Source organism: uncultured Jannaschia sp., assembly GCF_947503795.1.
Taxonomy (GTDB): domain Bacteria; phylum Pseudomonadota; class Alphaproteobacteria; order Rhodobacterales; family Rhodobacteraceae; genus Jannaschia.
This window is the reverse complement of sequence record NZ_CANNEZ010000001.1, coordinates 873887-898791: the sequence shown is the minus strand read 5'-3', so window position 1 is coordinate 898791 and position 24905 is coordinate 873887. Positions and strand designations below refer to the sequence as shown.

Below are 24905 nucleotides of genomic sequence, written 5' to 3'. Positions count from 1 at the left end.
TCAGATGAGCTTGCCTAAGTCTTTGATTTGCATAGCCTCTCTATCCCAAAATGCCACACCACTTCGGGGCACTGCTTGACCGAATGCTGTTGCTACCCTGACTTCGTAGAGATTATCCCTGTCAGACCGGCTTCTAACTATTTCATTGTTATAAGCAGACGAGACATCGAGATAATAGTCTGCAGAGTTGATCAGCGCTTGAAGCAGAGGAGTTGATCTATGCGCAACCGACATTACGTCCGCCGCTAAGAGGGGAGAATTTCCCATCCCTAACACATCAAAGTGTGAGTGGGTTGTAACTACGTTTACCCCCAAGCGCCTAAACATTTCAGAAAGCATCGGCCAAATCAGAGTGCTTTTTTCCAGTAGTGGAAACTGTAGGAACACATTGTGCAGACCGTCGAGAAGAATGCTGTCAAACGGGTAACCTTGTAATTCTGCCGAGCGTAATTCATCCGCAACCTTGGTGAGGAGCACTTCTGGGGACACGTAGCCAGGGTAGAAAGTAAGAGTAGAGAAATCGAACTCTGGGTTTGGATAGTCAGTTGAGTTATCGGAAAACTTCGACTGTTTGATCTTCTTGACCAACCCGGAGTAGTAGGACTCTGGATAGAGAAAGGATATGATCAGGCAACGCCGGGCCAAGCCAACAAGGCCCACGCCGTTTGCTTCCGAAAAACTGGGAGTTCTTTCCTTTCTCGGGGTGAGCGGTGACGTGAGAAGCCGGAGTGCAAAGCCTGCCTTACCGCCACTTCCTTTTCCCGCTATAACCGTATGAGATTTATTGAAAATCTTCAAGGAAGGCTCTTGCCCAAGCAGAAAATCGAAAACAAAGTTATCATCCGGCTGTTGCCAATTTCTGGACTTGAACTGTTCAACCGTCGCTTCAAGATTCGGGTAGAAGCGGACGCCATCCCTTTTCGAGATATGAAACTTGTGCGTGCCTGTATTGGAAAACTGGCGGCGCGTCTTTGTTAGGCTAGCAGTACGCAAAGGTTTGTGAGGAGCATCTACATCCTGATTATTGCCGAGTTCGACAACCACATCAACGAGGTAATCCAGCGAACTGAAAACAGGTGTGTCAAAATCAGCGGAGACCAATATGACCAGAACGTTGAGCTTCCGATATTTCTCAATCAACCGATGTAGCTCCGAAATAGGACCGTAACCAGCTTCATCATCCTCAGGGGTGTCTTTCAGGATCAGCTCATACGCATCACGATCTACAAGTTCGTGAACCCCATCTAGAACGACAACATAAGGCACAGTTCCCGGTGCTCGGTAGCGCGGTTGATCACCCGGCTCTGCGTCGTATTTCTCCATGATCTGGTCAACAAAAGACAAAGCATCTTCGAAATTGCTACGGGCGTCGTTACTATCCAGGTGATAAGTGTGAAACCACGCGTCTTCGTACTGGTCTTCTGATGCAACAGTGGTCGAGGCACTGCCTGCTGCTCCGTGCACTGATTTTGCTGAAAAAACCCGATTGGTGCTTACAAAAGCTGGTGTGACCGTGGAAATTCGGTCGAGGAGATCATCCCTTTCTTCTTCGCAAGACAAATAGAATGTTTCAGTGCCGAGCGGCGCCAGCCCCACGCAGGCTGCGAGCGCGAGGCTTGTCTTTCCACTGCCGCTTTTGCCACTTATTCTGACCACTGCACCACCATGCTCGGTCATCCGAATGCCACCAGCAAAAACGGTCTTTGCGCCAGGAACTGGGAAAGGAATACCCTCCAGATCATTTAAGATCTGTGGTATCGACGGCAGTTCACTTGGAGACACAGTCAGCTTGATCTCATAGCCGTAGTCGTCACGGCGATCAGAGGACTTATTCGGGAGTATATCCAGCGACTTGCGGTTCAGAAATTCGTGGACTGAAAACAGTCTGTATTCATTACGACTTGGGCCGCTTGTTTGAGGATTTCTCGACAGGCTTAACTTAGCTAGGCCCAATGAAGCTAGATAGTGCCCGACTATGAACTGTATCGGCTTGGTTATGTTGGTAGATTCCCTCTTTTCGGCGTAAGAGGTCATGGTCTTGAGCGTATCACCAACGGACTTGTAGTTTATTTGGTCGGCAATGTACTTGTAGAGGTTTTGCTTCTCGTTCGGAGGAAAGCTGCGCGCAGTTGCCGCAAATATTTCCGCCCTAACAACTGCATGCGCGTATGCTTCACTGGCCAGATAGTCTTCCGAAGTAAGCAACCGGCGGATGAAGAGCAGAGGCGACGGAATTCGCATCTGCTCTTTGGTGATGTCGGCTTTTTCCAAAAGTGGATGTTGATTGAACGAAAATCCCTGAAACATCTGCTCCAACAAGAGAAACGCCCGCGTTTTTCTTGATTTTCCTTTGGTAGAGCCGGCCACACGCGCAGTTTCGTAGACTCCTGGTCGCCCACCAGATATGTGGTCATCATATCGAGTAGAATGTTTTGCGAGGCTGGAAAAACACTCGTTTACTGCAGAAACAAAACTCTCCTCGTCGGAGTACATCTCCTTTGCATCAACAAAAAGAGTCGCGGCATCAAACCATTCTTCAAAAAGGCTTCTCGAGATATCACCGAACGGCCGCTCAATCAGAAAGTCTTTGTCTGAAATTGGTCGTTTGGCGGCGTATTGTTCCATTAATTATTACCCATCACATCGCTACAGCGAGTTGCCCATCGGGAACGACATATATTTGGCTATAGTTCTTGTCTGTCCTAATTGGCGAGCTCGGAATCTCGAACTTCTTTCTGCCGCCGGCTCTTCTCGGCATCTCTACAACTCTGTCCGAAATTCCTCCACCAACTCTTTTGTCTGCAGCCTCAAGAATTCCTTTTCTAGCAGTAAGATCAGCGAGTTCGTACGCTATTATTTGAACCTGCTTACGAAACTCAGCTGGCGAGCCGTAAGCCAATCGCATTTCAGGGAATAACGCACGAAGGCTCTTCCAAGGCATCAATGGGTTGTCGCCTGCGAGTAATTTGACCATCTGCTTGGTGATTTGAGCAGGATTTCCATTTTGGTATGCACTCAAGAACAGCTCCGCCCAAAGTTTTGGGTGGGACTGTCGTAACGCATGCTCATTCAGCACATCCGCTGGCAGTAAGCCACCGGCTGCTACGCCCATGGCGCGCAGCGCGTGGTACTGCGCGACAGCTGGCAAAGGAGCGGCATCATCTGACACCTTAACGCGGATACGTTCAGACAGCGCTTCAGATACTAGCCTCCACTTGGCGATCACGCCAGTCAACAGGAACCACTTGCGTTCAGCGTCAGCCAGATTGGTGTCAATAACCTCTTGCATCTCAACAAATTTATCCTGTTGAGAGTGGTCGCCGTTCTCCAAGGCCGCTGACGTGTACACATCGACTGCAGTGATACCGGAACGATCCTCCTTACCGGCGATCGTTTCCTGAAAGGCTTGAAGAAGGCTCATTTACGTCCCCTCACTAGTTTAAAAACACATAAACGTTGTTGACTGCATTGGAAAGTAGAGGCGGCTCCGAAACGACCTCGCCCAAGCCGTTAAGCGCCTTCATGTCGTCCGGACCATGAGGAAGTGGCTGTGTCCGCCCGCCAATAATCCAAATCTTCCTGACAGAGTCATAATCTCCATCGAGTGCGGTCGGTCGTCTACCACCGTCGAAATTATCTCCCGAGAAAGCGAACCCCACGAACTCTAACCCTCTGGGGTAGACAGGCGGGTCACCCCACAGAAGAGGTTCAGGCAACCCCAAGCGGCATGGAAGTGTTGAACACTCTGTTGACGCCAGTAGCGACCTAGCGTCACCACCATCGGCTTCAAACAACCATGTCGGGCGGCCCGCTACGGTGTAGTTGGGCAGCTGGTCGAATACTTCCTCCTCGAACCACAGCAACGCCTCTTTCTTGCTTAGAGGGCTACCCGGCAACGCCAAAGCCCGTATCCGGGCTTCAACTTGAGCTGGGGAAAAGTCTCTAGGCGACCCCGGGAGATCATTTAGTGCGCCTGATAAGTAGCGTGTGACCGCGTCTATCCGCTTAATATGGCCGACCCACTCGCCAGCATCGAGCTCGACAGCCTGAATACCCACTAGGCGATTGCCAGCAGCAAATTCATTGAACGCCGCTTCTACCTCATCTTCAGCGCCCACTTGGCAGTGTGTCAGTGCTTCTTCGGTTTTCGCATCTTCTAGATTGTCGTCGTCAACAAGCCGTTGCCGTACTGTCAGGTCAAGAAAGGGCGTTTCGATGTCCTCAATAGCCATTCAAAATTTACTCAACTGTTCAAATTTCTCCGGTTTACGGCAGATTTACACCTCTGGTTGTGGCTCGCAAGTTAACGAGAACTTTTCGAGATGGAAATCTGATAGTGATCCTAACCACTAGAAAGCTTTCTGAGTTTGCGCTCGACAAATTGTAGCGTAATCGTTGCCCCGGTTAGCATAGGCACCAAGACTGCGGCAACAGCGACTGAAACGATCAAGCCAGCTTCGAGAATGCCAATAGGGCCGCGCCCCACTCCATTGAAGAGCACGAAGAGCCCTGCCAGATAGAACAGACATACCGCGATGTGGGCATGATAAAGGCTGTTTATCGGAGCAATAGCTGCCCCATAGACGCGGTCCAGCACCGCCAAGCGGAGCCTTGTCCAACTCGTATTTTGCTCAATCAAGGCACTACTCCCTCAACAACTCGATCCAGGTGTGAACGTCTTCCATCTTGATTTCCGGCCCATCGATTAGAGACCGATACCACCGCGCCACAATAGCACCGCGCTTCTCGCTTTTGATCCTAATGCCTTGGTCAGTCAGGAAGCGATCAAGCGAGGTTTCAAACTCCTCCAGCGCGTCGATATCGTGCTGCACGCGCGCAGCCTTCGTACCCAGAAGAACCCAGGTCACATCGGCCCCAAATTTCTCATCGAGCATGACCAGGGCCTCAATCGGCAGCCCCCGCTCGCCCTTCTCATAGCTATGATAGGCTCGCAGCGAGACGCCGATTTCCTTGGCCATGTCCGACTGGGACAGTCCGATTTCATTGCGCGTGATTGCAAGTCTGGCCCCTATGCCAACAAGCAAATCGGTGGGATTTTGCCTCAAATGCGGCTTCCTATTGACGGATGTGCCATTTTAAACAAATATGCAAAAAATAGCACAGTGACGGTTGTTTCTTATCTGACCACGCCAGCCTCGCCAAAACAACCGATTCCGAGCAAACCCAATGAAGGAGGTCATTTTGGAACAAGAACGCCTGCTTTCACCTAAACAGCTCAGCGAGATCGTTGGGCTCAGCCCTGCGCAAATTCGCGCGCTCATGAACACCGGCAAACTGGAGTTCGTGGAGATTTCATCGAAAACCAAAATGCTGACCATGAGCGGTTGGGAGCGATTCCAGAAGAACGCGACCAAGGTCAAAAGGGCCGAGGGCTCGGTGGCGAATTGACGGGGGTGTCTGGCGATGGCGACGACCAATCTCAATATCAGCGTGATCGACAAGCGCATGCTGAAGCAGTCTGAGGCCGCGAGTTATGCCGGGTTGCCGGTGAAGCACTTCAAGGCGGCTTGTCCCGTGCGCCCCGTTGAGTTGAAGCAAGGCACGCTGCTTTGGGATCGCCGCGACCTCGATCTATGGATCGATGATGTGAAGTCTGGGGCTGTGACCGATACCCGCGACACCATTCTGGACCGTCTTTGATGACACAGGTGCGTGTCAAAGGGTTCAAGATATTCAAGGACCGGCACGGCAAGCAGCGATGCTATCATCGCGAGACTGGCCACAAGGTTGACCTGAGCAACGCTCCTATTGGTTCCGCCGAGTTCTTCGCTGAGTGCGAAACGATCCGCGCCATCGCCGAGGCGCAGCGAGCGAAAGCCCCAAAGACCGGAACGCTTGGCGGGCTGATCCAGTCCTATTTCGAGACTGAGCACTATCAGAACCTGGCTGAGGCGACCCGGCGCGACTATCGCAAATGTGCCGATTTCCTTGAACCGATCCGCTATACGCCGATCCACGTGATCGACACGCCGCTGATCGCAGGTATTCACGACAAGGCGGCGAAGAAGATCGGCTGGCGGCGGGCGAACATGGTCCGCACGCTTCTGAGTGAGGTGTTTCGCTACAATATACCGAAGGGTCTTATCTCCGCCAACTTCGCCAAAGACGTCATTCCCAAGCGCCGCCCGCGCGACCGTGCATATGCCAACCGTCCTTGGACCATCGAGGAGCGAGACACCGTCTTGGGCAAGGCGAAGCCACATGTGCGCGTGGCCCTTGCCCTGATGATGAACACCGGCCTCGACCCGTCCGACGCCCTGCGATTACGGAATGATCAGGTCGATGACGGGACAATTTGGGGCGTGCGCGGCAAGACAGGCGAAGAGGTTGCGATTCCGGTCAGCCCGACCCTTCAGGCCGCGCTTGACCGCATGCCTAACCACGACGCCGAGACCGTGCTTTCCAATTCGCGCGGTGAGGCGTGGACTTATAACGGCTTTTCGACCGTTTGGCACCGCTTCAAAACCGCCCTTGAGAATGAAGGCCTTATTGAAAAAGGCCTGACCCTCAAGGGCTTGAGGCACACGGTCGCCACGACTTTGCGCGAAGCAGGCCTCGATGAACGCCGCATCGCGGACCTTCTGGGACAGAAGACACCGTCCATGGCGCGGCACTATTCGCGGTCTGCGAACCTTGCCGACAAGAACCGCGAGACCATGGCGACATTGGAAGAAGAGAACCGAAGGCGGGCCGAAAGTGTCAAACCTTCGCATAAAAGCGTCAAACCCGACCAAAAAGAGGATCAGACATGAGCAGAAATCGCAATTATATCAGCTTGTTAAGTGGTGCCCGGGGGCGGAATCGAACCACCGACACGAGGATTTTCAATCCACTGCTCTACCCCTGAGCTACCCAGGCACCGGGTTCGCGCGGGTTTCCCGGCGCGGGGTGGGCACCGTCTAGGGCAGGGCGATTTGGGTGGCAAGGGCCGTTTTGCTCCTGTCCGAGCGTCCGGCGCCCACGCGACGGGTCGGGGACGACGCGGGTGGGCCGGGACGATGATCGAAGGATGCGGAATGGCGTTGGTTGGACGTCCTCGCGTCGGTCGGAACGCCGCCTCGGCGGTGCCATTGGGCGGAACCGAGACTGCGCGCGCCGGCGTCTTCGCACCTCAACCGGTGATGACGCCCAGCTCGGCTCGGCGCCGGGCCTAGTGGGTGCGGTCTCGCGCCGCTTGGGCCGCTTCGGCGTCGATGGCATCGGACGCCGCCTCGGCATCGTCGGGGTCAGTGGACGGGACGGCGTAGCTGCCGTTCAGCCAGCGGCCGAGATCCACGTCGGCGCAGCGCTTCGAGCAGAAGGGCCGGTAGGCGGGTGTCGTCGGTTTTTCGCAGATCGGGCAGGCCATGGGTGCCTCCTCAGAGCAGGTCCGTCAGGGGACGGCGTTCGCGCCGCCGGGTCAGTTCCACGTGGCCGAGCGGTGTCCAGCCGATGAAAGAGGTCTCGACGCTGTCGGCGCGGAAGGCATGGCGAAATGCGCTCTCGACTGCCTTGCGGTCCTTCTTGGAGGTCGGCGCGAGGTCCACCACCACCTGCCCGCCGATCCCGCGCAACCGCAACTGGCGCGGCAACTCCTTGGCCGCGGCGAGATTGGCGCGCAACCCGCCCGCGCCGCCATCCGGCGTGTTCACATCCACCGCCGTAAGCGCGCGCGTCGGCTCGATCCAGAGCGTCACGGCGCCGATCCGCACCTCCGGGGTGCGCAGCGCGTCGAGCGCATCGGCGACAGGTCCCCAGTCGTCGGTGACCGGCGCATCGGGCCAGTCGCGCCACGCCAGGGTCTGTGCATCTGGCCCGTCGAGCAGGCGCTCGGCACCTGTGCCCTCGTCGCCGAGGACGGTCATCGCCGCAGCCCAGGTCGTGGCGAGATCCTCGGCCAGCGCCTCGGCATCTGCTCCTTCGGCGGCCGTCCGCAGGATCACGCCCGTCTCGCCGCGATCCTCGGTGAGCACGTCATGGGCGATTTCAAGCAGGCGATCCCGCTCCTCGTCATCGGTGAGCGAGCGCGCGACGTTGAGGCCCGGTGCACCCGGCGTCACGATACAGAGCCGCGACTTGAAGAGCACGCGATCCGTTACAGGCACCGCCTTGCCCGGCTCGGCATGGCCCGTGACCTGCACCAGAAGCGCCTGCCCCGGAGCCAGACCCTTGGCGTTGCGATGCCAGCCCGTCAGGCCGCCCCCGAGCTTCAGGATCATGCCGCCCTGCCCCTTGACCGGTCGGTCGCAGATGGCGCGGAACACGGTGCCCGGCACGGGGATATCGTCATCGGCGTCGATCAGCACGTCGATCAGGCGGCCGTCTTCCATCAGGCCCGCCGCCCCGCGCCCCTCATGCGTTCCAAGATGGATCTGCGTGCCGATCATCGCGGCCCCCATATGTCGTAGCCGGCCGCGGCCAGCAGGTTCGCCGTCTCGTGGACCGGCAGGCCCATGACGCCCGAATGGCTGCCCTCGATCCAGGCGACGAACGCCGCGGCCGGGCCCTGGATGGCATAGCCGCCCGCCTTGCCACGCCAGTCACCGGTGGCGATGTAGCCGTCGATCTCATGCGCCGCGAGGCGCTTCAGGCGCACCGAGGTCACGTTTGTCCGCAACCATGTCCGCCCGCCCCGCCGCACGGCCAGCGCCGTCACGACCTTGTGTCGGCGTCCCGAGAGGAGGTCGAGAAACGCGCGCGCTTCGGCCTCGTCACCGGGCTTGCCCAAGATGCGCCGGCCCACCGCGACCGTGGTATCGGCGCACAGCACGACATCGTCGGGATCGACGGGCACGGCGGCGATCTTGGCGGCTGTGATCCGCTCGCAATAGACGCGCGGCACCTCGCCCTTCCGGGGTGTCTCGTCGACGTCCGGGGCGCGCACATCATCGGCGACGACCCCGAGCACGGCCAGAAGCTCCGCCCGCCGGGGCGAGCCGGATCCGAGGATGAGCTTCGGCCTGGACGGGGCTGATTTCATTTCAAAATCCTCCACCCCATCTGCAGCGATCGCCGCGACGCAGCCGGCGGAACCGACCACCTGCGCCGCGGCGGCGCCGTCGCTACTTGAAGCGATAGTTGATGCGGCCCTTGGTCAGGTCGTAGGGCGTCATCTCGACCTGCACCTTGTCGCCGGCCAGAACCCGGATGCGGTTCTTCCGCATCTTGCCTGCCGTATGCGCGATGATTTCATGGCCGTTCTCGAGTTCGACCCGGAATGTCGCGTTCGGCAGGAGTTCCTTCACGACGCCGGGGAATTCAAGAAGTTCTTCCTTGGCCATGCTCTCTCCTGAGACTGTCGCCGCGAGCGTGCGGCGCGATGCCGCTAGATGGGCGCAACGGCCCGAATGTTCAAGACAGAAAGAACCGTTGCCTCATACTGCGCCGCCGAAGCGTCCCTGCAGGCGATCCATGATCTGGTCGCGGGTCTGGCGGTAGCTGGCAAGTTTCGCCTCGCGCCCCTCGCCCAGACCGGTCGGGTCCATGATCGGCCAGTACTCGACCTCGATATGCGCGTGGCGCGCCAGCTCCTGGGCCATGCGCTGCGACGCGGGCGACAGCGCCACGATCAGGTCGAACCCCTCGAGGTCGTCGCCCCATTCGCGCATCTCGTCGAAGCTGCGCGTCCGGTGGCGCGACAACTCGACCCCGATCTCCTCGCAGACCGAGATGGTGAATCCGTCGATCTCGAGGTCGTTCTTCACGCCCGCCGACTGCACGTAGATATCATGCCCGTGCATCTTCTTCATCAGCCCCTCGGCCATGGGCGAGCGGACGGCATTGTGGTCGCAGCAGAAGAGAACCGATTGCGGCAGGCTCACGCGCGCGCCCCCGCAGCATATGTGCCCGCGCGGCTCATTTGCCGAAATGCAGCACGCAGATCAGGGTAAACAGCCGCCGCGCCGTGTCCTTGTCGATCTCGGCCTTGCCCTCCAGCCGCTCCTGCAGCACTCGCGCGCCCTCGTCATGGATGCCGCGCCGCGCCATGTCGATCGCCTCGATCTGGCTGGGCGGCAGCTTCTTGACCGCGTCGAAATAAGCTTCGCAGATCTGCCAATAGTCCTTCACGACCTGCCGGAACGGCCCCAACGCCAGATGGAACTCGCCCGCCGCGCCGTCGCCCGCGGCCAGCGCGAAGACCAGCCGCCGCTCGCGGATCGCCAGCGCCAGATCATAGGGCCCGGCGGGCGCGTCCTCGGCGGCCAGCGCGAAGGAATTCGCTTCCAGAAGGTCGAAGATCGCCACCGCCCGCTCCTGCTCGATTTCGGGCGTGGGCGTCGGCAGATTGGCGTCGTCGATGCGGATATTGGCGATGCGGTTCGTCATGGACCCGCCATTACCGCAGCCCGCGCCGCCGCGCCATGCCATCCTGTCGCGCGTGGGCGAGACGCGTCGCGATCGGGCCGCGACGGTCCCCCCGGAGATCAGGAGGGCCCATGCCGCTACAGATGAACCGAGAGGTCTTCGTGACCTGCGCCGTGACCGGATCGGGGGCCACCCAGGACCGCAGCCCCCATGTCCCCCGCACGCCCGAGGCCATCGCCGACGACTGCATCGCCGCCGCCCGCGCGGGCGCCGCCATCGCCCATGTCCACGTGCGCGACCCGGAAACCGGCGCCCCCGCCCGCGACCCCGCACTCTACCGCGCGGTGGTGGACCGGGTTCGCGCGTCGGATGTGGATGTCGTCCTCAATCTCACGGCCGGCATGGGCGGTGACCTCGTCTTCGGTGCGCCCGATGCGCCCCTGCCGCTCGTGGACGGGACGGACATGGTCGGCGCCGAGGCCCGGCTGGCCCATATCGCCGAGTGCCGCCCCGAGATCTGCACCCTCGATTGCGGCACGATGAACTTCGCCGAGGCCGATTACGTCATGGTCAACACGCCGGGCATGCTGCGCGCGATGGCCACGGGCATGCGCGACCTGGGTGTGCGCCCCGAGGTCGAATGTTTCGACACCGGCCATCTCTGGCTCGCCACCGAACTTGCGCGCGAAGGCGTGCTCGACTCGCCCGCGTTGGTCCAGCTCTGCATGGGCGTGCCGTGGGGGGCGCCCAACGACCTGAACACCCTGATGGCGATGGTGAACGCCGTGCCGGACGGCTGGACCTGGTCCGCCTTCTCGCTCGGGCGCGACCAGATGGCCTACGCGGCGGCGGCGGTGCTGGCGGGCGGGCACGTGCGCGTGGGGCTCGAGGACAACCTGATGCTCGACCGCGGGGTGCTCGCGACCAACGCGCAACTGGTATCCCGCGCGGTCGAGATCGTGACCCGCATGGGCGCGCGCATCCTCGGGCCCGACGAGGTGCGCACCAAGCTCGGCCTGACACGCCGGGAGCCGGCATGAGCCGCCCGGTTGACCGGGCCGGGGGCCAGCCCCCGGACCCCCGAGGTATTTCCGGCCAGAGGAAGAAGGCCGCCATCCTCGGCGGCGGCGTGATCGGCGGCGGCTGGGCCGCCCGGTTCCTCCTGAACGGCTGGGACGTGGATGTCTTCGACCCCGGCGCGGGTGCGGCCGCAGCGCTGGACGAGGTTCTCGCAGGGGCGCGCCGCGCGCTGCCGATGCTCCACGACCGGAGCCTGCCGCCCGATGGACGGCTGACGTTCCGCCCCACGCTGGCCGAGGCCGTGGCAGGCGCCCATTGGGTGCAGGAGAGCGTGCCCGAGCGGCTCGAGCTCAAGCACGCCGTCTTGACGGAGGCCTGCGCCCACGCCACCGGTATCGTCGCCTCCTCCACCTCGGGCTTCAAACCCTCGGACCTGAACGCGACCGGGGCCCGCGCCATCGTCGCCCACCCCTTCAATCCGGTCTATCTGCTGCCCTTGGTCGAGCTTGTCGGCCCCGACACCGCGCCCGCCGCCGCCATCCTGCGCGACATCGGCATGTATCCCCTCGAGATCGGCTCCGAGATCGACGCCCATATCGCCGACCGCCTGCTGGAGGCGGTCTGGCGCGAGGCGCTCTGGCTGGTGCGCGACGACATCGCCACGACCGGCCAGATCGACGAGGCGATCCGCATGGGCTTCGGCCTCCGCTGGGCGCAGATGGGGTTATTCGAGACCTATCGCATCGCGGGCGGGCCCGCCGGAATGGCGCATTTCCTCGCGCAGTTCGGCCCCGCGCTGAAATGGCCCTGGACCAAGCTGATGGACGTCCCCGATCTCGATGATGCGCTGGTCGCGAAGATCGCGGCACAGTCGGACGCGCAGTCCGGTCATCTCGAACACCGCGCGCTGGAACGGGTCCGCGACGATGCGCTGGTGTCGATCCTGCGCGGCCTTCGCCGCCGGGACCAGGGCGCGGGGGCCGTTGTCGCGGCGCATGACGCGGCCCTGCCCCCGCCCGAATTCCCGGTGACGGTCGCCCGCATCGTGCCCGTCACCTGGGGCGATTGGAACGGTCATATGAACGAGGGTCGCTACGGACAGGTCTTCTCGGATGCCGCCGACAGGGTGCTGGAGGTGGCAGGCGCGATGCCGGGCGACGGCGACGACTGGTCCTTCTTCACGGTCGAGACGACGATACACTACCGCGCCGAGACGCGGATCGGCGACGCGATCACCGTGACGACGCGGGTCGAGGCGGCGGAGGGCAAGAAGCTGAGACTTGTCCATTCCATGCAACGAGACGGCGAAATCCTCGCGGAATGCGATCAGCTCTTGCTCCATGTCGACATGGAGAGCCGCCGATCGACCCCGATGCCGGACGCGATGATCGGCCGGTTCGCGACTCTTTCTGGCGATCCTGACTAGTCTTATGTCAACTAATATTTAGCACAGAGATCGTGTCTTAGGGAGTTTTTTGGCCCGGATCCACTATTCGCGGTTCAAACGGTCCAGCCGGGCCTGCACCGAGAGCGCGTGCGCCTTGAGGCTCTCGGAGGTCGCGAGCCGCACGGCGGCAGGCCCGACCGCGCGCAGGCTCTCGGGCGTCATCCGCGCCAGCGTCGTCCGCTTGAGGAAATCCATCACCGACAACCCCGAAGAGAAGCGCGCCGACCGCGCCGTCGGCAGCACGTGGTTCGGCCCGCCGATATAGTCGCCGACCGCTTCGGGCGTCCACGCCCCGAGGAAGATCGCGCCCGCATGGGTAATCCGCGCGGCCAGCGCGTCCGGGTCCGCAACCGCCAGCTCCAGGTGCTCCGGCGCGATCCGGTTCGACAGCGCCGCGGCCTCGTCGAGGTCTCGCACGATCACCACCGCCCCGAAATCGCGCCAGGACGCGCCCGCGATCGCGCGCCGCTCCAACGTCTCCAGCCGGGCCTCGACCGCCGCCGCGACCGCCCGTCCGAAGCCCGCGTCATCCGTGATCAGGATCGACTGCGCGCTCTCGTCGTGCTCGGCCTGGCTGAGCAGGTCGACGGCGATCCAGTCCGGATCGTTCTCGCCATCCGCGATCACCAGGATCTCTGACGGCCCCGCGATCATGTCGATCCCGACGCGTCCGAAGACGCGCCGTTTGGCGGCCGCGACATAGGCATTGCCCGGCCCGGTGATCTTGTCGACCGGTGCGATCGTCGCCGTGCCATAGGCCATGGCCGCTACCGCCTGCGCGCCGCCGATCCGGTAGACCTCGTCCACGCCCGAAAGCCGCGCCGCCAGGAGGACCAGCGGGTTCAGCACGCCGTCGGGGCTCGGCACGCACATCACCAGCCGGCCCACGCCGGCCACCCGCGCGGGCACCGCGTTCATCAGCACGCTCGACGGGTAGGAGGCGAGGCCGCCGGGCACGTAGAGCCCCGCCGCGTCGACCGGCCCCCAGCGCCAGCCGAGCGTCGCGCCGGTCTCGTCGGTCCAGCTCTCGTCCGCGGGCATCTGGCGTGCGTGGTAGGCCTCGATCCGCGCCGACGCCAACTCGAGTGCCGCGCGATCCTCGGGCGAGACCTCGGCCACGGCGGCGTCGATCTCGGCCTCCGACACGCGCATTCGGTCCGCCGTCAGCTCCAGCCGGTCGAAGCGCGCCGTCAGCTCCAGCACCGCCGCGTCGCCCCGCGTCCGCACGTCCGCGATGATCGCCGCGACCGCGTCGTCCACGTCGGGTGCATCCTCGCGCTTCATGGTCAGGAGCGCGGAGAAGCGGGCATCGAAGTCGGCGTCGGTCGTATCGAGGAATTGGGGCATGCCGCCCTCTAGCCTCGCCCTGCCCAGGCCTCAAGGCAGCGCGTCATCAAGATGTCGGTCTCCGGCCCGTCCGCGCCCCGGACCGCGTCCGGCCTGCGGGCGACGTCGGAGAATCCGTTTCTCCGGTAAAAGGCGCGCGCGCGGGCGTTCTCCTCGGCGACCCAGAGGTCGAGCCATGCGACATCATGCGCACGGGCATGGGCCACGAGCGCGTCCATCAGCGCCTGCCCCGCACCCTTTCCGTGGTGGCGCGACGCGGCATAAAGCGGGCCCAGTTCCGCGCGGTGGCGCAGGCTCGGGCGGTCCGTGCGAACGAGACTGCCGAACCCGATGAGATGCGCACCGTCGAAGGCGCCCAACAGATCGCCATCCATCCGGGCCGCGATCGCGTCTTCGGTCAACGCCTCGGCCTCTGCCGCCGTGGTGATAAAGGCCGCAGGATGGGTGCGCGTCGCCTCGCGGAACAGCGCGGCCCAGGCCGGTCCGTCCGCCAGTCCGAGCGGTCGGACCGTCGTCACGGGTCGTGACTGGGCGTCCGGCCCGACGGCGCGGCATAGGGCCGCGTGACGTCGGACAGCGTCACGTCGAGGCAGTCGCAGGCCGCTTCGATCACGCCATCGCCCGCAAAGGTCAGCCGCAACGCACCGCAGGCGTCGGGACCCGGCACCCATTCCACGGTCAGAAGCGACAGGATCGTATCCGGATCGCCCGGCACGACCCCCTGCCCGCGGACGTTCCGCACGTCGGTCGCACGCAGCACGCACCGCACCCGTTCGGGCGTTCGTGCCCCATGCTCCCACCGGAACCGGTTCAGGAGAAGGTCGAGTGTCCGCGCCTCCCGCGACCAGCGCATCTCCGACGCGGGCAGGACCGCGTCCTGACACAGCGCCGCGACGATCTGCAGATCCTCGGGATCGGTCGCCCAGAGGCGCAGCGGTGCGCCGTCGGCATCGTGGAAGCGCGCGTCACTCATCGTCGCGCACCCGTTCGATCTTGGCGCCGACCGCCGAAAGCTTGCGGACGACATGCTCGTAGCCGCGATCGAGGTGATAGACGCGGCCCACCCGCGTCTCCCCCTCGGCGGCGAGGCCTGCGAGGATCAGCGACACCGAGGCGCGCAGATCGGTCGCCATCACCTGCGCGCCGCGCAGCCGCTCGACGCCCGTGACCGTCGCCGTTCCGCCATGGACGTCGATCTGCGCGCCCATGCGGATCAATTCGGGGGCGTGCATGAAGCGGTTCTCGAAAATCTTCTCCTCGAGCACGCTCGTCCCCTCTGCGGTGCAGAGAAGCGCCATCATCTGCGCCTGCAGGTCGGTCGGAAACCCGGGGAAGGGTTCGGTCTCGACATCGACCGCCTGGATGGGCCCGTTCGCTCGCGTCACGGTCAGGCCCTCGGGGCTCTCGATCACGGACCCGCCAGCCGCCTCGATCTTGTCGCAGAAGGCCGAGAGCAGATCGCGCCGCCCGCCGAGGCACGTCACCTCGCCGCCCGCGATCAGCGGGGCCAGCATGTAGGTCCCGAGTTCGATCCGGTCGGTCACGACACGGTGGGTCGCGCCATGCATCCGGTCGACGCCCTGGATCTCGATCGTGTCGGTGCCGTCGCCCGAAATCTGCGCGCCCATCGCGCGCAGGCAATCGGCAAGATCAACGATCTCAGGCTCTTGCGCGGCGTTCTTCAAGCGGGTCGTGCCCCGCGCCAACGTCGCGGCCATCAGCGCGTTCTCGGTCGCACCCACCGAAACGAAGGGAAACTCGACATTCCCGCCGCGCAGCCCGCCCGACGGTGCCTTGGCGTGGACGTAGCCGTCACGGAGGTCCAGCTCCGCCCCCAGCGCCTCGAGCGCCTTGAGGTGCAGATCGACCGGTCGCGCCCCGATGGCGCAGCCACCCGGAAGCGAGACAATCGCCTCGCCCAACCGCGCCAGAAGCGGGCCGAGCACGAGGATCGAAGCGCGCATCTTTCGGACAATGTCGTAATCGGCCCGCGCCCCGTTCAGCGCATGGGACGACATCGCCAGCACCAGCCCGTCCGACAGCGGCGAGACCTCGGCCCCGAGGCTTTCGAGCAGCGTCGACATGGTGCGGATGTCCGACAGGCGCGGCGCGTTGGTCAGCGTCAGCGGCTCGTCCGACAGCAGCGTCGCGGGCATCAGCGTGAGGCAGGCATTCTTGGCGCCGGCGATCGGGATGTCGCCCTTCAGCGGGCCGCCGCCCGTCACGATGATGCTATCCATTGTCGTTCTCCTGCTCGGCCGGCTTCTTCGGCGGCTCCTCCTCGTCCCGGGCTCGCGCCTGCGCCTTGCGCCGACCCATATTGGCCTTCAGCGCGGCCTTCAGCCGGTCTTCGCGGGTCTCGGGGGGTCGCTTCGCCATGCGCGGTCCTGTTGCCTCGGGCCGACATAGCCGGTGGTGGCACGGGGGTCCAGAGAGCCGCGCCTAGGGGGTTGCGGGGCCGCGCGGTTCGGTCTAATCCGCGCACCGGATGCTGTGGTAGCTCAGTGGTAGAGCACACCCTTGGTAAGGGTGAGGTCGAGAGTTCAATCCTCTCTCACAGCACCATCCCCTTGCCCTTCCCGACGACCCGCTGCGCCTCCTGCCACCGTCAGGTCTCGACTGACGCGCCCCCCGCCGGGGACGCTGAGTCGAGAGTTCAATCCTCTCTCACAGCACCATCCCCCGCCCGTCCCGACGACCCGCTGCGCCTCCTGCCACCGTCAGGTCTCGACTGACGCCCCCCCCCGCCGGGGACGCTGAGTCGAGAGTTCGATCCTCTCTCACAGCACCATCCCCTCGCGTTTCGGCGAAGCCGAACCTGTCGGGTGTCTCCCCGAGAACCCAAGACCCGCGAATTCTGCGCCGCAGAAATCTGCGGTTCTAAGCGGCATCGTCAGCGCACACGCGGCTCGGCGGCGGGTCCCGTCTGGCCAGACCGGAATACGGGGTCCCGCCAAGAACCCACGAACGCGCAACCTACCCCTTCGTCACGTCATGCCCGTAGAGCCAGTCATACCGTCGCGCCATCGCGCCCGGTGTGACCCGGTCGAGCGCGCGCAGCACGCCATGCCCGACGATCCGTCGCATCCCGCTCAGGTGGTAGTTCGTGGCGTTCCCGCGCGCTGCGGCCAGCGCGCGCTCGACGCGAGGGCGGCGCGAGGCCTCCCACCCTGCGGGATCGTCCAGCGTGGCGGCGAGCGTCCAGGCATCCTCCAGCGCGAGGTTCGCGCCTTGGGCGAGAAACGGCAGCGTCGGGTGCGCCGCGTCACCGATCAGCGTAACGCGTCCCCGGGTCCAGCGCGGCGTCGCACCGTGATCCATCAGACCCCAGAGCTTCACCACCTCGACCCGATCGAGCAGGGCGCGAACCGGTGCCGCGTACCCCGCGAAGGCCGCGCGCAGATGGTCGGGATCGTCGTCGATGTCCCAGCCCTCGGGCGTCCAGTCGGCCCGCTCCTCGACGCCCACGATGTTGAGAAGGCGGCCGTCCCGCAGGGGATAGAGGACGAGGTGCCGCCCCGGCCCCATCTGGACTCGCGTCTCGTGCGGCCAATCGGTCACCGGCACCGTCGCGCGCCACGCGACCTGCCCCGTGAAGCGCCGCCCCTGCCCGGCGGCATGGTCCGGCGCCACGAAGGCGCGGGACGCGCCGCGCACGCCATCGGCCCCGATCAGGCGCCCGTAGGGCCGGAGCCCGCCCGCCGTCTCCAGCCCCGCCTCGGTCACGCGCCGGACCTGTTGCCCCAAATGGAGTGCGACGCCCGCATTCTCGGCCACAGACGCAAGGCCCGCGATCAGGTCGGCGCGATGCACCAGCCGGAAGGGTGCCGCCAGCGGCATCCGCAGGACCGGCTGCCCCGTGGGGCCGTCAACCAGTGCGACAGTCCGGGATTCGATATGGGGGATGTCGACGCCCAGCGCGTCCAGCACGCGGGCCCCGTTGGGGGCGATCTGCAGGCCCGCCCCCACCTCCCGCAGGGCCGGGGCCTGTTCGATCACCTCGACGGCAAGTCCGCGACGCGCGCAGGCGATCGCTGCGGCCAGCCCGGCGATGCCCGCGCCGAGGATCGTGACGTCGGCCGTCACCGCGGGACGACCGACCACATCGTGCATCCGCGCATCGCGTCAGTCGTCGCGATGCACCTTCTCGCGCCGCTCGTGCCGCTCCTGCGCTTCGAGCGACATGGTCGCGATGGGACGCGCGTCCAGCCGCTTGAGCGAGATCGGATCACCGGTCACCTCGCAATAGCCGTACTCGCCCTCGTCGATGCGGCGCATGGCCGAATCGATCTTGGCGATCAGCTTGCGCTGGCGGTCGCGGGTGCGCAGCTCGAGTGCGCGGTCCGTCTCCTCGCTGGCGCGATCGGCGATGTCGGGGATGTTGCGCGCCGCGCCTTGCAGGCCGCTGATGGTGCGCTCGGTCTCGTCCAGCAGATCCGCCTTCCAGGCTTGCAGCTTGCGGCGGAAATATTCCGTCTGGCGCTCGTTCATGAAAGGCTCGTCCTCGGCGGGCGAGTAGTCGTTCGGAAGAAAGGTCTCGGCTTTCATTCGGTGGCTCCCTCACACCGGCCCGTTGCAGGTTTCAGTCCGTCTTGGATGGCGGGCCGGGGTCTGTGGGACGGCGCTTACATCACGTCACGTGCCTTGTCACGTCCTTCGCGGGTCCGGTCGGTTGCGCCCCATCGCCCCGCTGATAGGGTCGCGCGCGCACCGAACGGCACGGGGACCGACATGCGTTTCGAAGGCACGGAAGACTACGTCGCGACCGATGACCTGACGGTCGCGGTCAATGCCGCGATCACCTTGCAGCGTCCGCTGCTGGTGAAGGGCGAGCCGGGGACGGGCAAGACCGAGCTGGCCCGGCAGGTCGCCGCGAGCCTCGGCGTGCCGATGCTCGAATGGGCGGTGAAGTCGACAACCAAGGCGCAGCAGGGCCTCTATGAATACGATGCCGTCTCGCGGCTCCGGGACAGCCAGCTGGGCGAGGCGCGGGTCCACGACGTCGCCAACTACATCCGCAAGGGCAAACTCTGGCAGGCCTTCGACGCGGACGAGCGCGTCGTCCTCCTGATCGACGAGATCGACAAGGCTGATATCGAGTTCCCGAACGATCTGCTGCAGGAGCTCGACCGCATGGAGTTCCACGTCTACGAGACCGGCGAGACGATCCGCGCGGTCCATCGCCCCATCGTCATCATCACGTCCAACAACGAAAAGGAGCTGCCCGACGCCTTCCTGCGCCGCTGCTTCTTCCACTACATCCGCTTTCCCGAGATGGAGACGCTGAAGAAGATCGTCGGCGTCCATTTCCCCGACATCAAGGCGCAGCTCCTGACCGCCGCGCTGACGCGGTTCTATGCGATCCGCGACCAGCAGGGGCTGAAGAAGAAGCCGTCCACCTCCGAGGTGCTCGATTGGCTGAAGCTCATCCTCGCCGAGGATCTCTCGCCCGAGGACCTGGCCGCCGACGGCACCAACGCCCTGCCCCGGCTGCACGGCGCGCTTTTGAAGAATGAGGCGGACGTCCATCTTTTTGAGCGGTTGGCCTTCATGGCGCGAGGCCAGCGCTAGACCCCGTTGACATGATACCATTCGGTTTCATATGAAAGGATACCAAACGGTATCTCTTCAGGAGCCGACATGACCCAGCCCCCGCCCCGGTTCGACCCGTCCACCGGACCGCCCGCCCCCGCGCCCGAACAGGCCGGGTTCCGCGCGCTCGCCGATCCGACGCGTCGCCGCATCCTGCGGATGCTCGCCACCGACGACATGACCATCGCCGAGGTGGCCGACCGGTTCGACATGACCCGCGCCGCCGTCAAGAAGCACCTGACGATCCTCGAGGACGGCAACCTGATCTCGGTCCGCGCCGAGGGCCGCGCGCGCCGCAACGCGATCAACGCGGACGGGCTCCGGCCCCTGTTCGACTGGTTCGGCTACTTCGACGCCTTCTGGGACAGCCGTCTCGACTCGCTCAAATCCGCAATCGAAAAGGACGTCCAATGACCGATACGGTTCTCGAGAAATCCATCTATCTGCGCGCCACCCCGGCCCGCGTCTGGGCCTATCTGACCGAGCCGGAGAAGCTCGCCGTCTGGTTCCACGCGCCGAAGACCCCACTGGTCGAGGGCGAATACGAGATGTTCGGCACCGAAAGCGGCGACCGCCTGATGTGGGGCGAAATCCTCGTGGCCGATCCGTTCGAGCGGCTGGAATACACCTTCTCGATCAAGCAGATGGCAGGCGCCACGAGCACCGTGCGGTTCCGCCTGACCGAAGTGCCCGGCGGCACCAACCTGACGCTCCGCCACGAGGGGCTGCCGCAGGGGGCGGACGCGTTCGACCTGACCCTCGCGCTCGACAAGGGCTGGGACGAGCATCTGGGACGCCTGCGTGCGGCCGCTCCCGACGAGTGACCCCGGCGCACGCGCCATTCACCTCCCGTTAACCGCTCGGGCCCAGAACCCCGTCTGTCGCGACATCCGGGCGGTGCTGACATCACCGCCCATCCCACAGGACGGCTCCGCTCTGCGCGGGGTCGGGCCCGACCCCAGGCGGGGCGCCCAAGGCGGCGTCCCGTGACGCGAGGGGCCGTCCCCCCGAACCGGGGTGGCGCCACCCCACCTCACGATCCCCGACGCGAGACCCCGGATCGACCGGCCCGGACCACGCGTCCCGCCGGGTCTTCGCCGTGGCGTCTGGGCCGCGGCGCGCGCCCGATCGCCGCCCCGGCGCTTGCCCCGCGGCCCGTCGGGTGTCATCCCCGGAGCATGGCGAACACATTCCGAACTCTCCGCGCCGCCGCGGTCGCCGCGATCCTCGTCGCCGCATCCGCCGGCCTCGCCACGGCCCAGGACATCTGGTCCGGCGGCCATATCGGGATCGGGTTCGGCGTCGCATCAGGGGGCGCCGACGTCACCGGCACGCGCAACACCTACGACATTGGCCGCGCCGCCAACCGCGTCACCCATGGCGATGTCGGCCCTGTGGTCGAGCTCCACGGTGGCTGGGACTGGCAACGGGGCTCGTTCGTGTTCGGGCTCGGGGCCGCGATCGCCGCCTCCCCGCTGGGGTCGACCGTTCGCCTGCCCAATTCGGGGGCCGACGGGGCGATCGACGTGCTCGAGATCGACTGGACCGGGCATGTGACCACGCGGATCGGCTATGCTGCGGGGGACACGCTCGTCTATGTGCGCGGCGGCTGGGGCGCGGCGCAGGTCGCCAATCTCGGGGGCGATATCGACGGCGGCCGCCTCGACGAGAACGACGCCTACCGCAGCGACACCGTCCGCTCGGGCCTCGCGCTGGGCGTGGGCTTCGAGCAGCGCGTGACCGAGCGCTGGTCGCTGCGCGGCGAACTCATGCAGATCGACATTCCGTCCTTCCGCCGGGCCAATCGACAGGGCGCGCCCGGTTCGCAGGCCTACACCGTCGAGAACGGTCCGATCCGCAGTGCAACACTCGGGCTCTCCTATCGGTTCTGACGCCGCCGGACGGGCTCCGCGCCCCATTCCCGCCACATTGGACACCTAGCCTCGACGCAAAGCACGCAGATGCGGACGAGCAGTGATGGATATGGAAACGATCGGGCTCCGGCCCGTGGCGACGGGCGACCGTGACGCCTGGGGTCAGCTGTGGCGCGCCTATCTCGAATTCTACGGGACCGCGCTGCCCGATGCGATCTACGACACCGCCTTCGAACGTCTACTTTCGGACAATCCTGCCAGCTTTCGCGGCCGTCTCGCCTGGGCCGGGGACCGCGCCGTCGGGCTGGTCCACTGGGTGTTCCACCCGCATATGTGGCGCCCCGAGGGGACATGCTATCTCCAGGATCTCTACACCGCACCCGAGGCGCGCGGCCACGGCGTCGCCCGTCGCCTGATCGAGGCGGTCTATGCCGATGCCGACGCCCATGGCACGCCGCGCGTCTACTGGCTGACGCAATCGCAAAATCACGCGGCCCGCGCGCTCTATGACCGGATCGGCACGCAGACCGATTTCATCCGCTACGACCGGCCCGCCGCATGATGCTGCGCGCCACGCTCCTTGCCGCCGCGATGGCCGTCGCGTCCTGCGCGCCGACCGGCGGGCCGCAGGCGGCGCGCGCCTCGGTCGCAACCATGTCCGACGCCCTGCCGGACGCCCGACGCTTCACCGGCGCCCCGAAGATTGCGGTCCCGGTCCAGCCCAACGGCCAGCTCGCGCGCGACATCATGGCGCTGTCGTTCCAGCTCGAGACGGGCCGCGCGCTGCCGGTCTTCACGCGCTTCGAAGGCCCGATCACCGTCGCCGTCGAGGGCGCCGCCCCGCCGACCCTGACCCCCGATCTCAACGACCTGATCGCCCGGCTGCGCGCGGAAGCCGGCATCGACATTCGCCGCGCCGCCAAGGGCGAGATGGGCTCGATCACCGTCTCCGCCCTTCCCCGCAAGACTCTCCAGCGCTTCGTGCCCGGTGCCGCCTGTTTCGTGGTGCCGCGCGTCGCGGGCTGGAAGGACTATCTTTCCAAGCGGCTCGGTCCCGCGACCGACTGGACCACGCTCAAGACCCGCCGGCGCGCCAGCGTCTTCCTGCCCGCCGACGTCTCCCCGCAGGAGATCCGCGACTGCCTCCACGAGGAAATCGCGCAGGCGCTCGGGCCGCTCAACGATCTCTACCGGATGCCCTGGTCCGTCTTCAACGACGACAACACCCATGTCGCGCTGACCAGCTTCGACATGCTGGTGCTGCGCGCGACCTATGACCGCGACCTTCGTTCGGGGATGAGCCAGGCGGACCTCGCCGCCCGGCTGCCCGCCATCCTGGCCCGGATCAACCCGCGCGGCCGCGTCGCGGACCGGGGACCCGTGCCCGAATCCTCGCCCCAGTGGATCGCCTCGATCCGGGGCGCCCTCGACCCGCGCGGCTCCGAACGCGGCCGCCTGACCCATGCGCAGAACGCGGTGACTCTGGCGCGCGCGGCGGGCTGGGGCGACGAACGGCTGGCCTTCTCGCACCTGGCCCTCGGGCGCGCCGCGCTCAGCCGCGACGGCGAACTGGCCATCGCGTCCTTCCTCGAAGCGGGCAGCCTCTATGCCGCGCGCGGCGGCGACGGCATCCACGAAGCACAGGTCGCGCTGCAACTCGGGGCCTTCGCGCTCTCCTCCGGCCAGCCAGACGCCGCCCTCGCCGTGCTCGACCGCGCCATCCCTGCCGCCGACGGCGCGCAGAACGCGGCCCTTCTCGCGACGCTCCTCCTCCTCAGGGCCGAGGCCGCCGAGATGCAGGGCGCCTCCGCCGCTGCCGCGCGCATCCGGCGCGAAGGCCTCGCCTGGGGCCGCTACGCTTGGGGCGACCGCGTCCTCGCGCTTCGCGTGGCCGAGGTTGCGGGTCTGGCACCGGGCGCGTAAGCCGCCCCCATGTTGCCGATCCTTACAGCCCTCATCGGCGCCGTCCTCGGCGCCCTCGCCGCCCGCCGCCGTCGCGGCACGGGCTTCGACATGGCGCAATGGGCCGCTGTCTGGGCGATCATCGGCGGGCTCCTGGGCCTGATTGCGCTGATCGTGCTGGCGCGGCTCTAGGCCCCGCGGGCCCGCCGCGCTAGAATCGCCGCCATGTTCCTGCGCTTCTTCCAGACCCTCCGCGAGGCCGGCGTCCCCGTCTCGCTCCGCGAACATCTGACCTTTCTCGAGGCGATGGCCGCCGAGCTGGTGATCTACGACGCCGAAGGCTTCTACTACCTCGCCCGCAGCGCGCTGGTGAAGGACGAGCGGCATATCGACCGATTCGACCGCGCCTTCTCGGCGACCTTCGCCGGGCTCGAGGACATCACCGCCGCCGACGTCCTGAACGCCGTCGACCTGCCCGCCGACTGGCTCGAAAAGCAGGCCGAAAAGCACCTCACCCCCGAAGAGCGCGCCGAGATCGAGGCGCTGGGCGGCTTCGACAAGCTGATGGAGACCCTCAAGCAGCGCCTCAAGGAGCAGCAGGGCCGCCACCAGGGCGGGTCTAAATGGATCGGCACCGCCGGAACCTCGCCGTTCGGCGCCTACGGCTACAACCCCGAGGGCATCCGCATCGGCCAGGACGAAAGCCGCCACCAGCGCGCGGTGAAGGTCTGGGACAAGCGCGAGTTCCGCAATCTCGACGACGGGGTCGAGCTGGGGACGCGCAACATCAAGGTTGCGCTCAAGCGCCTGCGGAACTGGGCTCGCAACGGCGCCGAGGACGAGCTGGATCTCGACGGCACGATCGGGGCGACGGCGCGGAACGGCTATCTCGACGTGAAGACCCGGCCCGAGCGGCGCAACGCGGTCAAGGTGCTCCTGTTTCTCGACATCGGCGGCTCGATGGACCCGTATGTGAAGGTGCTGGAGGAGCTGTTCTCGGCCGCCCGCGCCGAGTTCAAGACGCTCCAGCATTTCTACTTTCACAACTGCCTCTACGAAGGGGTCTGGACCGACAATCGTCGCCGGTGGGACGCGGTGACGCCCACGCGCGACGTGCTCAACACCTACGGCCCCGACTACCGCGCGATCTTCGTAGGAGACGCGTCCATGTCGCCCTACGAGATCGCCTATCCGGGCGGGGCCAACGAGCACTGGAACGCCGAGGCCGGGCAAGTCTGGCTGGAGCGTGCCCGCGCGCAATGGGCCTCGAACCTCTGGATCAACCCGCTGCCGCGCACGCATTGGGACGGCACCCATTCGGTCCGCATGATCCGCGAGATCTTCGAGGACCGGATGGTGCCGATGACACTCGAAGGCCTGACGGCGGGCATGAAGCTCCTGACCCGCTGAGGCCCCGA

31 protein-coding genes and 2 tRNA genes are annotated in these 24905 nt (G+C 64.9%); 14 read left to right on the top strand and 19 right to left on the bottom strand.

Features of this window, described 5'->3' with window-relative positions:
- From Q0833_RS04870 to Q0833_RS04850, 5 genes are all read right to left on the bottom strand, one after another.
- Positions 1 to 2625, bottom strand: a complete 2625-nt coding sequence (locus Q0833_RS04870; protein WP_298430819.1) for a hypothetical protein — start codon at positions 2623 to 2625, stop codon at positions 1 to 3.
- A gap of 13 nt (positions 2626 to 2638) precedes the next feature.
- Positions 2639 to 3421, bottom strand: coding sequence for a hypothetical protein (locus tag Q0833_RS04865; RefSeq protein ID WP_298430817.1), 783 nt, complete (start codon positions 3419 to 3421; stop codon positions 2639 to 2641).
- Positions 3422 to 3434: 13 nt separating this feature from the next.
- The gene (locus Q0833_RS04860; RefSeq protein WP_298430815.1) at positions 3435 to 4232 is read right to left on the bottom strand and encodes a hypothetical protein; all 798 of its coding nucleotides are present in this window, start codon (positions 4230 to 4232) and stop codon (positions 3435 to 3437) included.
- A gap of 110 nt (positions 4233 to 4342) precedes the next feature.
- Positions 4343 to 4603 carry a hypothetical protein gene (locus Q0833_RS04855; protein ID WP_298430813.1) on the bottom strand — a complete coding sequence of 87 codons (261 nt, stop codon included), beginning with the start codon at positions 4601 to 4603 and terminating at the stop codon, positions 4343 to 4345.
- Between the two features lie 40 nt (positions 4604 to 4643).
- Entirely contained in the window at positions 4644 to 5045 is a 402-nt protein-coding gene (locus Q0833_RS04850) for a helix-turn-helix transcriptional regulator (RefSeq protein ID WP_298434974.1), read from the bottom strand.
- Positions 5046 to 5187: 142 nt separating this feature from the next.
- Between Q0833_RS04850 and Q0833_RS04845 the strand changes: the two genes are divergently transcribed.
- The 3 genes from Q0833_RS04845 to Q0833_RS04835 are packed head-to-tail and all read left to right on the top strand — an operon-like array spanning position 5188 to position 6773.
- The gene (locus Q0833_RS04845) at positions 5188 to 5409 is read left to right on the top strand and encodes a hypothetical protein (protein WP_068355370.1); all 222 of its coding nucleotides are present in this window, start codon (positions 5188 to 5190) and stop codon (positions 5407 to 5409) included.
- 15 nt (positions 5410 to 5424) lie between these two features.
- Entirely contained in the window at positions 5425 to 5661 is a 237-nt protein-coding gene (locus Q0833_RS04840; protein ID WP_081893890.1) for a hypothetical protein, read from the top strand.
- Positions 5661 to 6773, top strand: coding sequence for a tyrosine-type recombinase/integrase (locus Q0833_RS04835; RefSeq protein ID WP_298430804.1), 1113 nt, complete (start codon positions 5661 to 5663; stop codon positions 6771 to 6773). The genes Q0833_RS04840 and Q0833_RS04835 overlap by 1 nt, the downstream gene beginning before the upstream one ends.
- Positions 6774 to 6804: 31 nt before the next feature.
- Here Q0833_RS04835 and Q0833_RS04830 read toward each other — a convergent pair.
- The 7 genes from Q0833_RS04830 to Q0833_RS04800 form a co-directional block, all read right to left on the bottom strand.
- Positions 6805 to 6879: transfer RNA gene (locus Q0833_RS04830), tRNA-Phe, on the bottom strand.
- 292 nt (positions 6880 to 7171) lie between these two features.
- Positions 7172 to 7369, bottom strand: coding sequence for a DNA gyrase inhibitor YacG (locus tag Q0833_RS04825; protein WP_298430802.1), 198 nt, complete (start codon positions 7367 to 7369; stop codon positions 7172 to 7174).
- A 10-nt stretch (positions 7370 to 7379) separates the two neighbouring features.
- Positions 7380 to 8387, bottom strand: a complete 1008-nt coding sequence (locus tag Q0833_RS04820; RefSeq protein ID WP_298430800.1) for a ribonuclease E/G — start codon at positions 8385 to 8387, stop codon at positions 7380 to 7382.
- Positions 8384 to 8980: a nucleoside triphosphate pyrophosphatase gene (locus tag Q0833_RS04815; RefSeq protein ID WP_298430798.1), complete on the bottom strand. Its 597-nt coding sequence runs from the start codon at positions 8978 to 8980 to the stop codon at positions 8384 to 8386. The genes Q0833_RS04820 and Q0833_RS04815 overlap by 4 nt, the downstream gene beginning before the upstream one ends.
- Before the next feature lie 82 nt (positions 8981 to 9062).
- Positions 9063 to 9281 (bottom strand): translation initiation factor IF-1, encoded by a 219-nt coding sequence (gene infA / locus Q0833_RS04810; RefSeq protein ID WP_007205486.1) that lies wholly within the window; start codon positions 9279 to 9281, stop codon positions 9063 to 9065.
- A 93-nt stretch (positions 9282 to 9374) separates the two neighbouring features.
- A complete protein-coding gene (locus Q0833_RS04805) occupies positions 9375 to 9821 on the bottom strand; it encodes a low molecular weight phosphatase family protein (RefSeq protein WP_298430796.1) in 447 nt (148 codons plus the stop codon).
- Positions 9822 to 9855: 34 nt separating this feature from the next.
- Positions 9856 to 10326 carry a UPF0262 family protein gene (locus Q0833_RS04800; RefSeq protein WP_298430794.1) on the bottom strand — a complete coding sequence of 157 codons (471 nt, stop codon included), beginning with the start codon at positions 10324 to 10326 and terminating at the stop codon, positions 9856 to 9858.
- Between the two features lie 110 nt (positions 10327 to 10436).
- Between Q0833_RS04800 and Q0833_RS04795 the strand changes: the two genes are divergently transcribed.
- Together Q0833_RS04795 and Q0833_RS04790 are read left to right on the top strand one after the other, a co-directional pair.
- Positions 10437 to 11345, top strand: a complete 909-nt coding sequence (locus Q0833_RS04795; protein WP_298430792.1) for a 3-keto-5-aminohexanoate cleavage protein — start codon at positions 10437 to 10439, stop codon at positions 11343 to 11345.
- Positions 11342 to 12751 carry a carnitine 3-dehydrogenase gene (locus Q0833_RS04790; RefSeq protein WP_298430790.1) on the top strand — a complete coding sequence of 470 codons (1410 nt, stop codon included), beginning with the start codon at positions 11342 to 11344 and terminating at the stop codon, positions 12749 to 12751. The genes Q0833_RS04795 and Q0833_RS04790 overlap by 4 nt, the downstream gene beginning before the upstream one ends.
- Before the next feature lie 63 nt (positions 12752 to 12814).
- Here the strand turns inward: Q0833_RS04790 and hisD are convergent, their stop codons facing one another.
- The 5 genes from hisD to Q0833_RS04765 are packed head-to-tail and all read right to left on the bottom strand — an operon-like array spanning position 12815 to position 16498.
- Positions 12815 to 14119, bottom strand: coding sequence for a histidinol dehydrogenase (gene hisD / locus Q0833_RS04785; protein ID WP_298430788.1), 1305 nt, complete (start codon positions 14117 to 14119; stop codon positions 12815 to 12817).
- A gap of 8 nt (positions 14120 to 14127) precedes the next feature.
- Positions 14128 to 14637, bottom strand: coding sequence for a GNAT family N-acetyltransferase (locus Q0833_RS04780; RefSeq protein WP_298430786.1), 510 nt, complete (start codon positions 14635 to 14637; stop codon positions 14128 to 14130).
- A complete protein-coding gene (locus Q0833_RS04775; protein WP_298430784.1) occupies positions 14634 to 15092 on the bottom strand; it encodes a DUF2948 family protein in 459 nt (152 codons plus the stop codon). Before Q0833_RS04775 ends, Q0833_RS04780 begins: the two co-directional genes overlap by 4 nt.
- Positions 15085 to 16359 carry a UDP-N-acetylglucosamine 1-carboxyvinyltransferase gene (gene murA / locus Q0833_RS04770; RefSeq protein ID WP_298430781.1) on the bottom strand — a complete coding sequence of 425 codons (1275 nt, stop codon included), beginning with the start codon at positions 16357 to 16359 and terminating at the stop codon, positions 15085 to 15087. The genes Q0833_RS04775 and murA overlap by 8 nt, the downstream gene beginning before the upstream one ends.
- Positions 16352 to 16498: a hypothetical protein gene (locus tag Q0833_RS04765; protein ID WP_298430779.1), complete on the bottom strand. Its 147-nt coding sequence runs from the start codon at positions 16496 to 16498 to the stop codon at positions 16352 to 16354. Before Q0833_RS04765 ends, murA begins: the two co-directional genes overlap by 8 nt.
- 111 nt (positions 16499 to 16609) lie before the next feature.
- On the opposite strand from Q0833_RS04765, the gene Q0833_RS04760 reads away from it, so the two are divergent.
- Positions 16610 to 16684 (top strand) — tRNA-Thr (locus Q0833_RS04760).
- Between the two features lie 411 nt (positions 16685 to 17095).
- Here Q0833_RS04760 and Q0833_RS04755 read toward each other — a convergent pair.
- Positions 17096 to 18205 (bottom strand): FAD-dependent monooxygenase, encoded by a 1110-nt coding sequence (locus Q0833_RS04755; RefSeq protein ID WP_298430777.1) that lies wholly within the window; start codon positions 18203 to 18205, stop codon positions 17096 to 17098.
- Positions 18206 to 18244: 39 nt separating this feature from the next.
- Positions 18245 to 18667 carry an RNA polymerase-binding protein DksA gene (gene dksA, locus Q0833_RS04750; protein WP_298430775.1) on the bottom strand — a complete coding sequence of 141 codons (423 nt, stop codon included), beginning with the start codon at positions 18665 to 18667 and terminating at the stop codon, positions 18245 to 18247.
- Positions 18668 to 18850: 183 nt separating this feature from the next.
- Between dksA and Q0833_RS04745 the strand changes: the two genes are divergently transcribed.
- The 8 genes from Q0833_RS04745 (at position 18851) to Q0833_RS04710 (ending at position 24897) form a co-directional block, all read left to right on the top strand.
- Positions 18851 to 19690 (top strand): MoxR family ATPase, encoded by an 840-nt coding sequence (locus Q0833_RS04745; RefSeq protein ID WP_298430773.1) that lies wholly within the window; start codon positions 18851 to 18853, stop codon positions 19688 to 19690.
- Between the two features lie 69 nt (positions 19691 to 19759).
- Complete coding sequence (locus tag Q0833_RS04740; protein WP_298430771.1) at positions 19760 to 20125, top strand: helix-turn-helix transcriptional regulator; 366 nt, start codon at positions 19760 to 19762, stop codon at positions 20123 to 20125.
- Complete coding sequence (locus tag Q0833_RS04735; RefSeq protein WP_298430769.1) at positions 20122 to 20535, top strand: SRPBCC domain-containing protein; 414 nt, start codon at positions 20122 to 20124, stop codon at positions 20533 to 20535. The genes Q0833_RS04740 and Q0833_RS04735 overlap by 4 nt, the downstream gene beginning before the upstream one ends.
- 354 nt (positions 20536 to 20889) lie before the next feature.
- Complete coding sequence (locus tag Q0833_RS04730; RefSeq protein ID WP_298430768.1) at positions 20890 to 21603, top strand: outer membrane beta-barrel protein; 714 nt, start codon at positions 20890 to 20892, stop codon at positions 21601 to 21603.
- An 85-nt stretch (positions 21604 to 21688) separates the two neighbouring features.
- A complete protein-coding gene (locus tag Q0833_RS04725) occupies positions 21689 to 22147 on the top strand; it encodes a GNAT family N-acetyltransferase (protein WP_298430767.1) in 459 nt (152 codons plus the stop codon).
- The gene (locus Q0833_RS04720; RefSeq protein ID WP_298430766.1) at positions 22144 to 23508 is read left to right on the top strand and encodes a DUF2927 domain-containing protein; all 1365 of its coding nucleotides are present in this window, start codon (positions 22144 to 22146) and stop codon (positions 23506 to 23508) included. The genes Q0833_RS04725 and Q0833_RS04720 overlap by 4 nt, the downstream gene beginning before the upstream one ends.
- 9 nt (positions 23509 to 23517) lie before the next feature.
- Positions 23518 to 23679: a hypothetical protein gene (locus Q0833_RS04715; RefSeq protein WP_298430764.1), complete on the top strand. Its 162-nt coding sequence runs from the start codon at positions 23518 to 23520 to the stop codon at positions 23677 to 23679.
- Between the two features lie 33 nt (positions 23680 to 23712).
- Complete coding sequence (locus Q0833_RS04710; protein WP_298430762.1) at positions 23713 to 24897, top strand: VWA domain-containing protein; 1185 nt, start codon at positions 23713 to 23715, stop codon at positions 24895 to 24897.
- Positions 24898 to 24905 lie beyond the last annotated feature (8 nt).

Coding starts and splice junctions, on each gene's coding strand:
- Q0833_RS04870 (WP_298430819.1), bottom strand. CDS start 2,625: ATGGAACAATACGCCGCCAAACGACCAATTTCAGACAAAGACTTTCTG.
- Q0833_RS04865 (WP_298430817.1), bottom strand. CDS start 3,421: ATGAGCCTTCTTCAAGCCTTTCAGGAAACGATCGCCGGTAAGGAGGAT.
- Q0833_RS04860 (WP_298430815.1), bottom strand. CDS start 4,232: ATGGCTATTGAGGACATCGAAACGCCCTTTCTTGACCTGACAGTACGG.
- Q0833_RS04845 (WP_068355370.1), top strand. CDS start 5,188: ATGAAGGAGGTCATTTTGGAACAAGAACGCCTGCTTTCACCTAAACAG.
- Q0833_RS04840 (WP_081893890.1), top strand. CDS start 5,425: ATGGCGACGACCAATCTCAATATCAGCGTGATCGACAAGCGCATGCTG.
- Q0833_RS04835 (WP_298430804.1), top strand. CDS start 5,661: ATGACACAGGTGCGTGTCAAAGGGTTCAAGATATTCAAGGACCGGCAC.
- Q0833_RS04825 (WP_298430802.1), bottom strand. CDS start 7,369: ATGGCCTGCCCGATCTGCGAAAAACCGACGACACCCGCCTACCGGCCC.
- Q0833_RS04820 (WP_298430800.1), bottom strand. CDS start 8,387: ATGATCGGCACGCAGATCCATCTTGGAACGCATGAGGGGCGCGGGGCG.
- Q0833_RS04815 (WP_298430798.1), bottom strand. CDS start 8,980: ATGAAATCAGCCCCGTCCAGGCCGAAGCTCATCCTCGGATCCGGCTCG.
- infA (WP_007205486.1), bottom strand. CDS start 9,281: ATGGCCAAGGAAGAACTTCTTGAATTCCCCGGCGTCGTGAAGGAACTC.
- Q0833_RS04800 (WP_298430794.1), bottom strand. CDS start 10,326: ATGACGAACCGCATCGCCAATATCCGCATCGACGACGCCAATCTGCCG.
- Q0833_RS04795 (WP_298430792.1), top strand. CDS start 10,437: ATGCCGCTACAGATGAACCGAGAGGTCTTCGTGACCTGCGCCGTGACC.
- Q0833_RS04790 (WP_298430790.1), top strand. CDS start 11,342: ATGAGCCGCCCGGTTGACCGGGCCGGGGGCCAGCCCCCGGACCCCCGA.
- hisD (WP_298430788.1), bottom strand. CDS start 14,119: ATGCCCCAATTCCTCGATACGACCGACGCCGACTTCGATGCCCGCTTC.
- Q0833_RS04775 (WP_298430784.1), bottom strand. CDS start 15,092: ATGAGTGACGCGCGCTTCCACGATGCCGACGGCGCACCGCTGCGCCTC.
- murA (WP_298430781.1), bottom strand. CDS start 16,359: ATGGATAGCATCATCGTGACGGGCGGCGGCCCGCTGAAGGGCGACATC.
- Q0833_RS04765 (WP_298430779.1), bottom strand. CDS start 16,498: ATGGCGAAGCGACCCCCCGAGACCCGCGAAGACCGGCTGAAGGCCGCG.
- dksA (WP_298430775.1), bottom strand. CDS start 18,667: ATGAAAGCCGAGACCTTTCTTCCGAACGACTACTCGCCCGCCGAGGAC.
- Q0833_RS04745 (WP_298430773.1), top strand. CDS start 18,851: ATGCGTTTCGAAGGCACGGAAGACTACGTCGCGACCGATGACCTGACG.
- Q0833_RS04740 (WP_298430771.1), top strand. CDS start 19,760: ATGACCCAGCCCCCGCCCCGGTTCGACCCGTCCACCGGACCGCCCGCC.
- Q0833_RS04735 (WP_298430769.1), top strand. CDS start 20,122: ATGACCGATACGGTTCTCGAGAAATCCATCTATCTGCGCGCCACCCCG.
- Q0833_RS04730 (WP_298430768.1), top strand. CDS start 20,890: ATGGCGAACACATTCCGAACTCTCCGCGCCGCCGCGGTCGCCGCGATC.
- Q0833_RS04725 (WP_298430767.1), top strand. CDS start 21,689: ATGGATATGGAAACGATCGGGCTCCGGCCCGTGGCGACGGGCGACCGT.
- Q0833_RS04720 (WP_298430766.1), top strand. CDS start 22,144: ATGATGCTGCGCGCCACGCTCCTTGCCGCCGCGATGGCCGTCGCGTCC.
- Q0833_RS04715 (WP_298430764.1), top strand. CDS start 23,518: ATGTTGCCGATCCTTACAGCCCTCATCGGCGCCGTCCTCGGCGCCCTC.
- Q0833_RS04710 (WP_298430762.1), top strand. CDS start 23,713: ATGTTCCTGCGCTTCTTCCAGACCCTCCGCGAGGCCGGCGTCCCCGTC.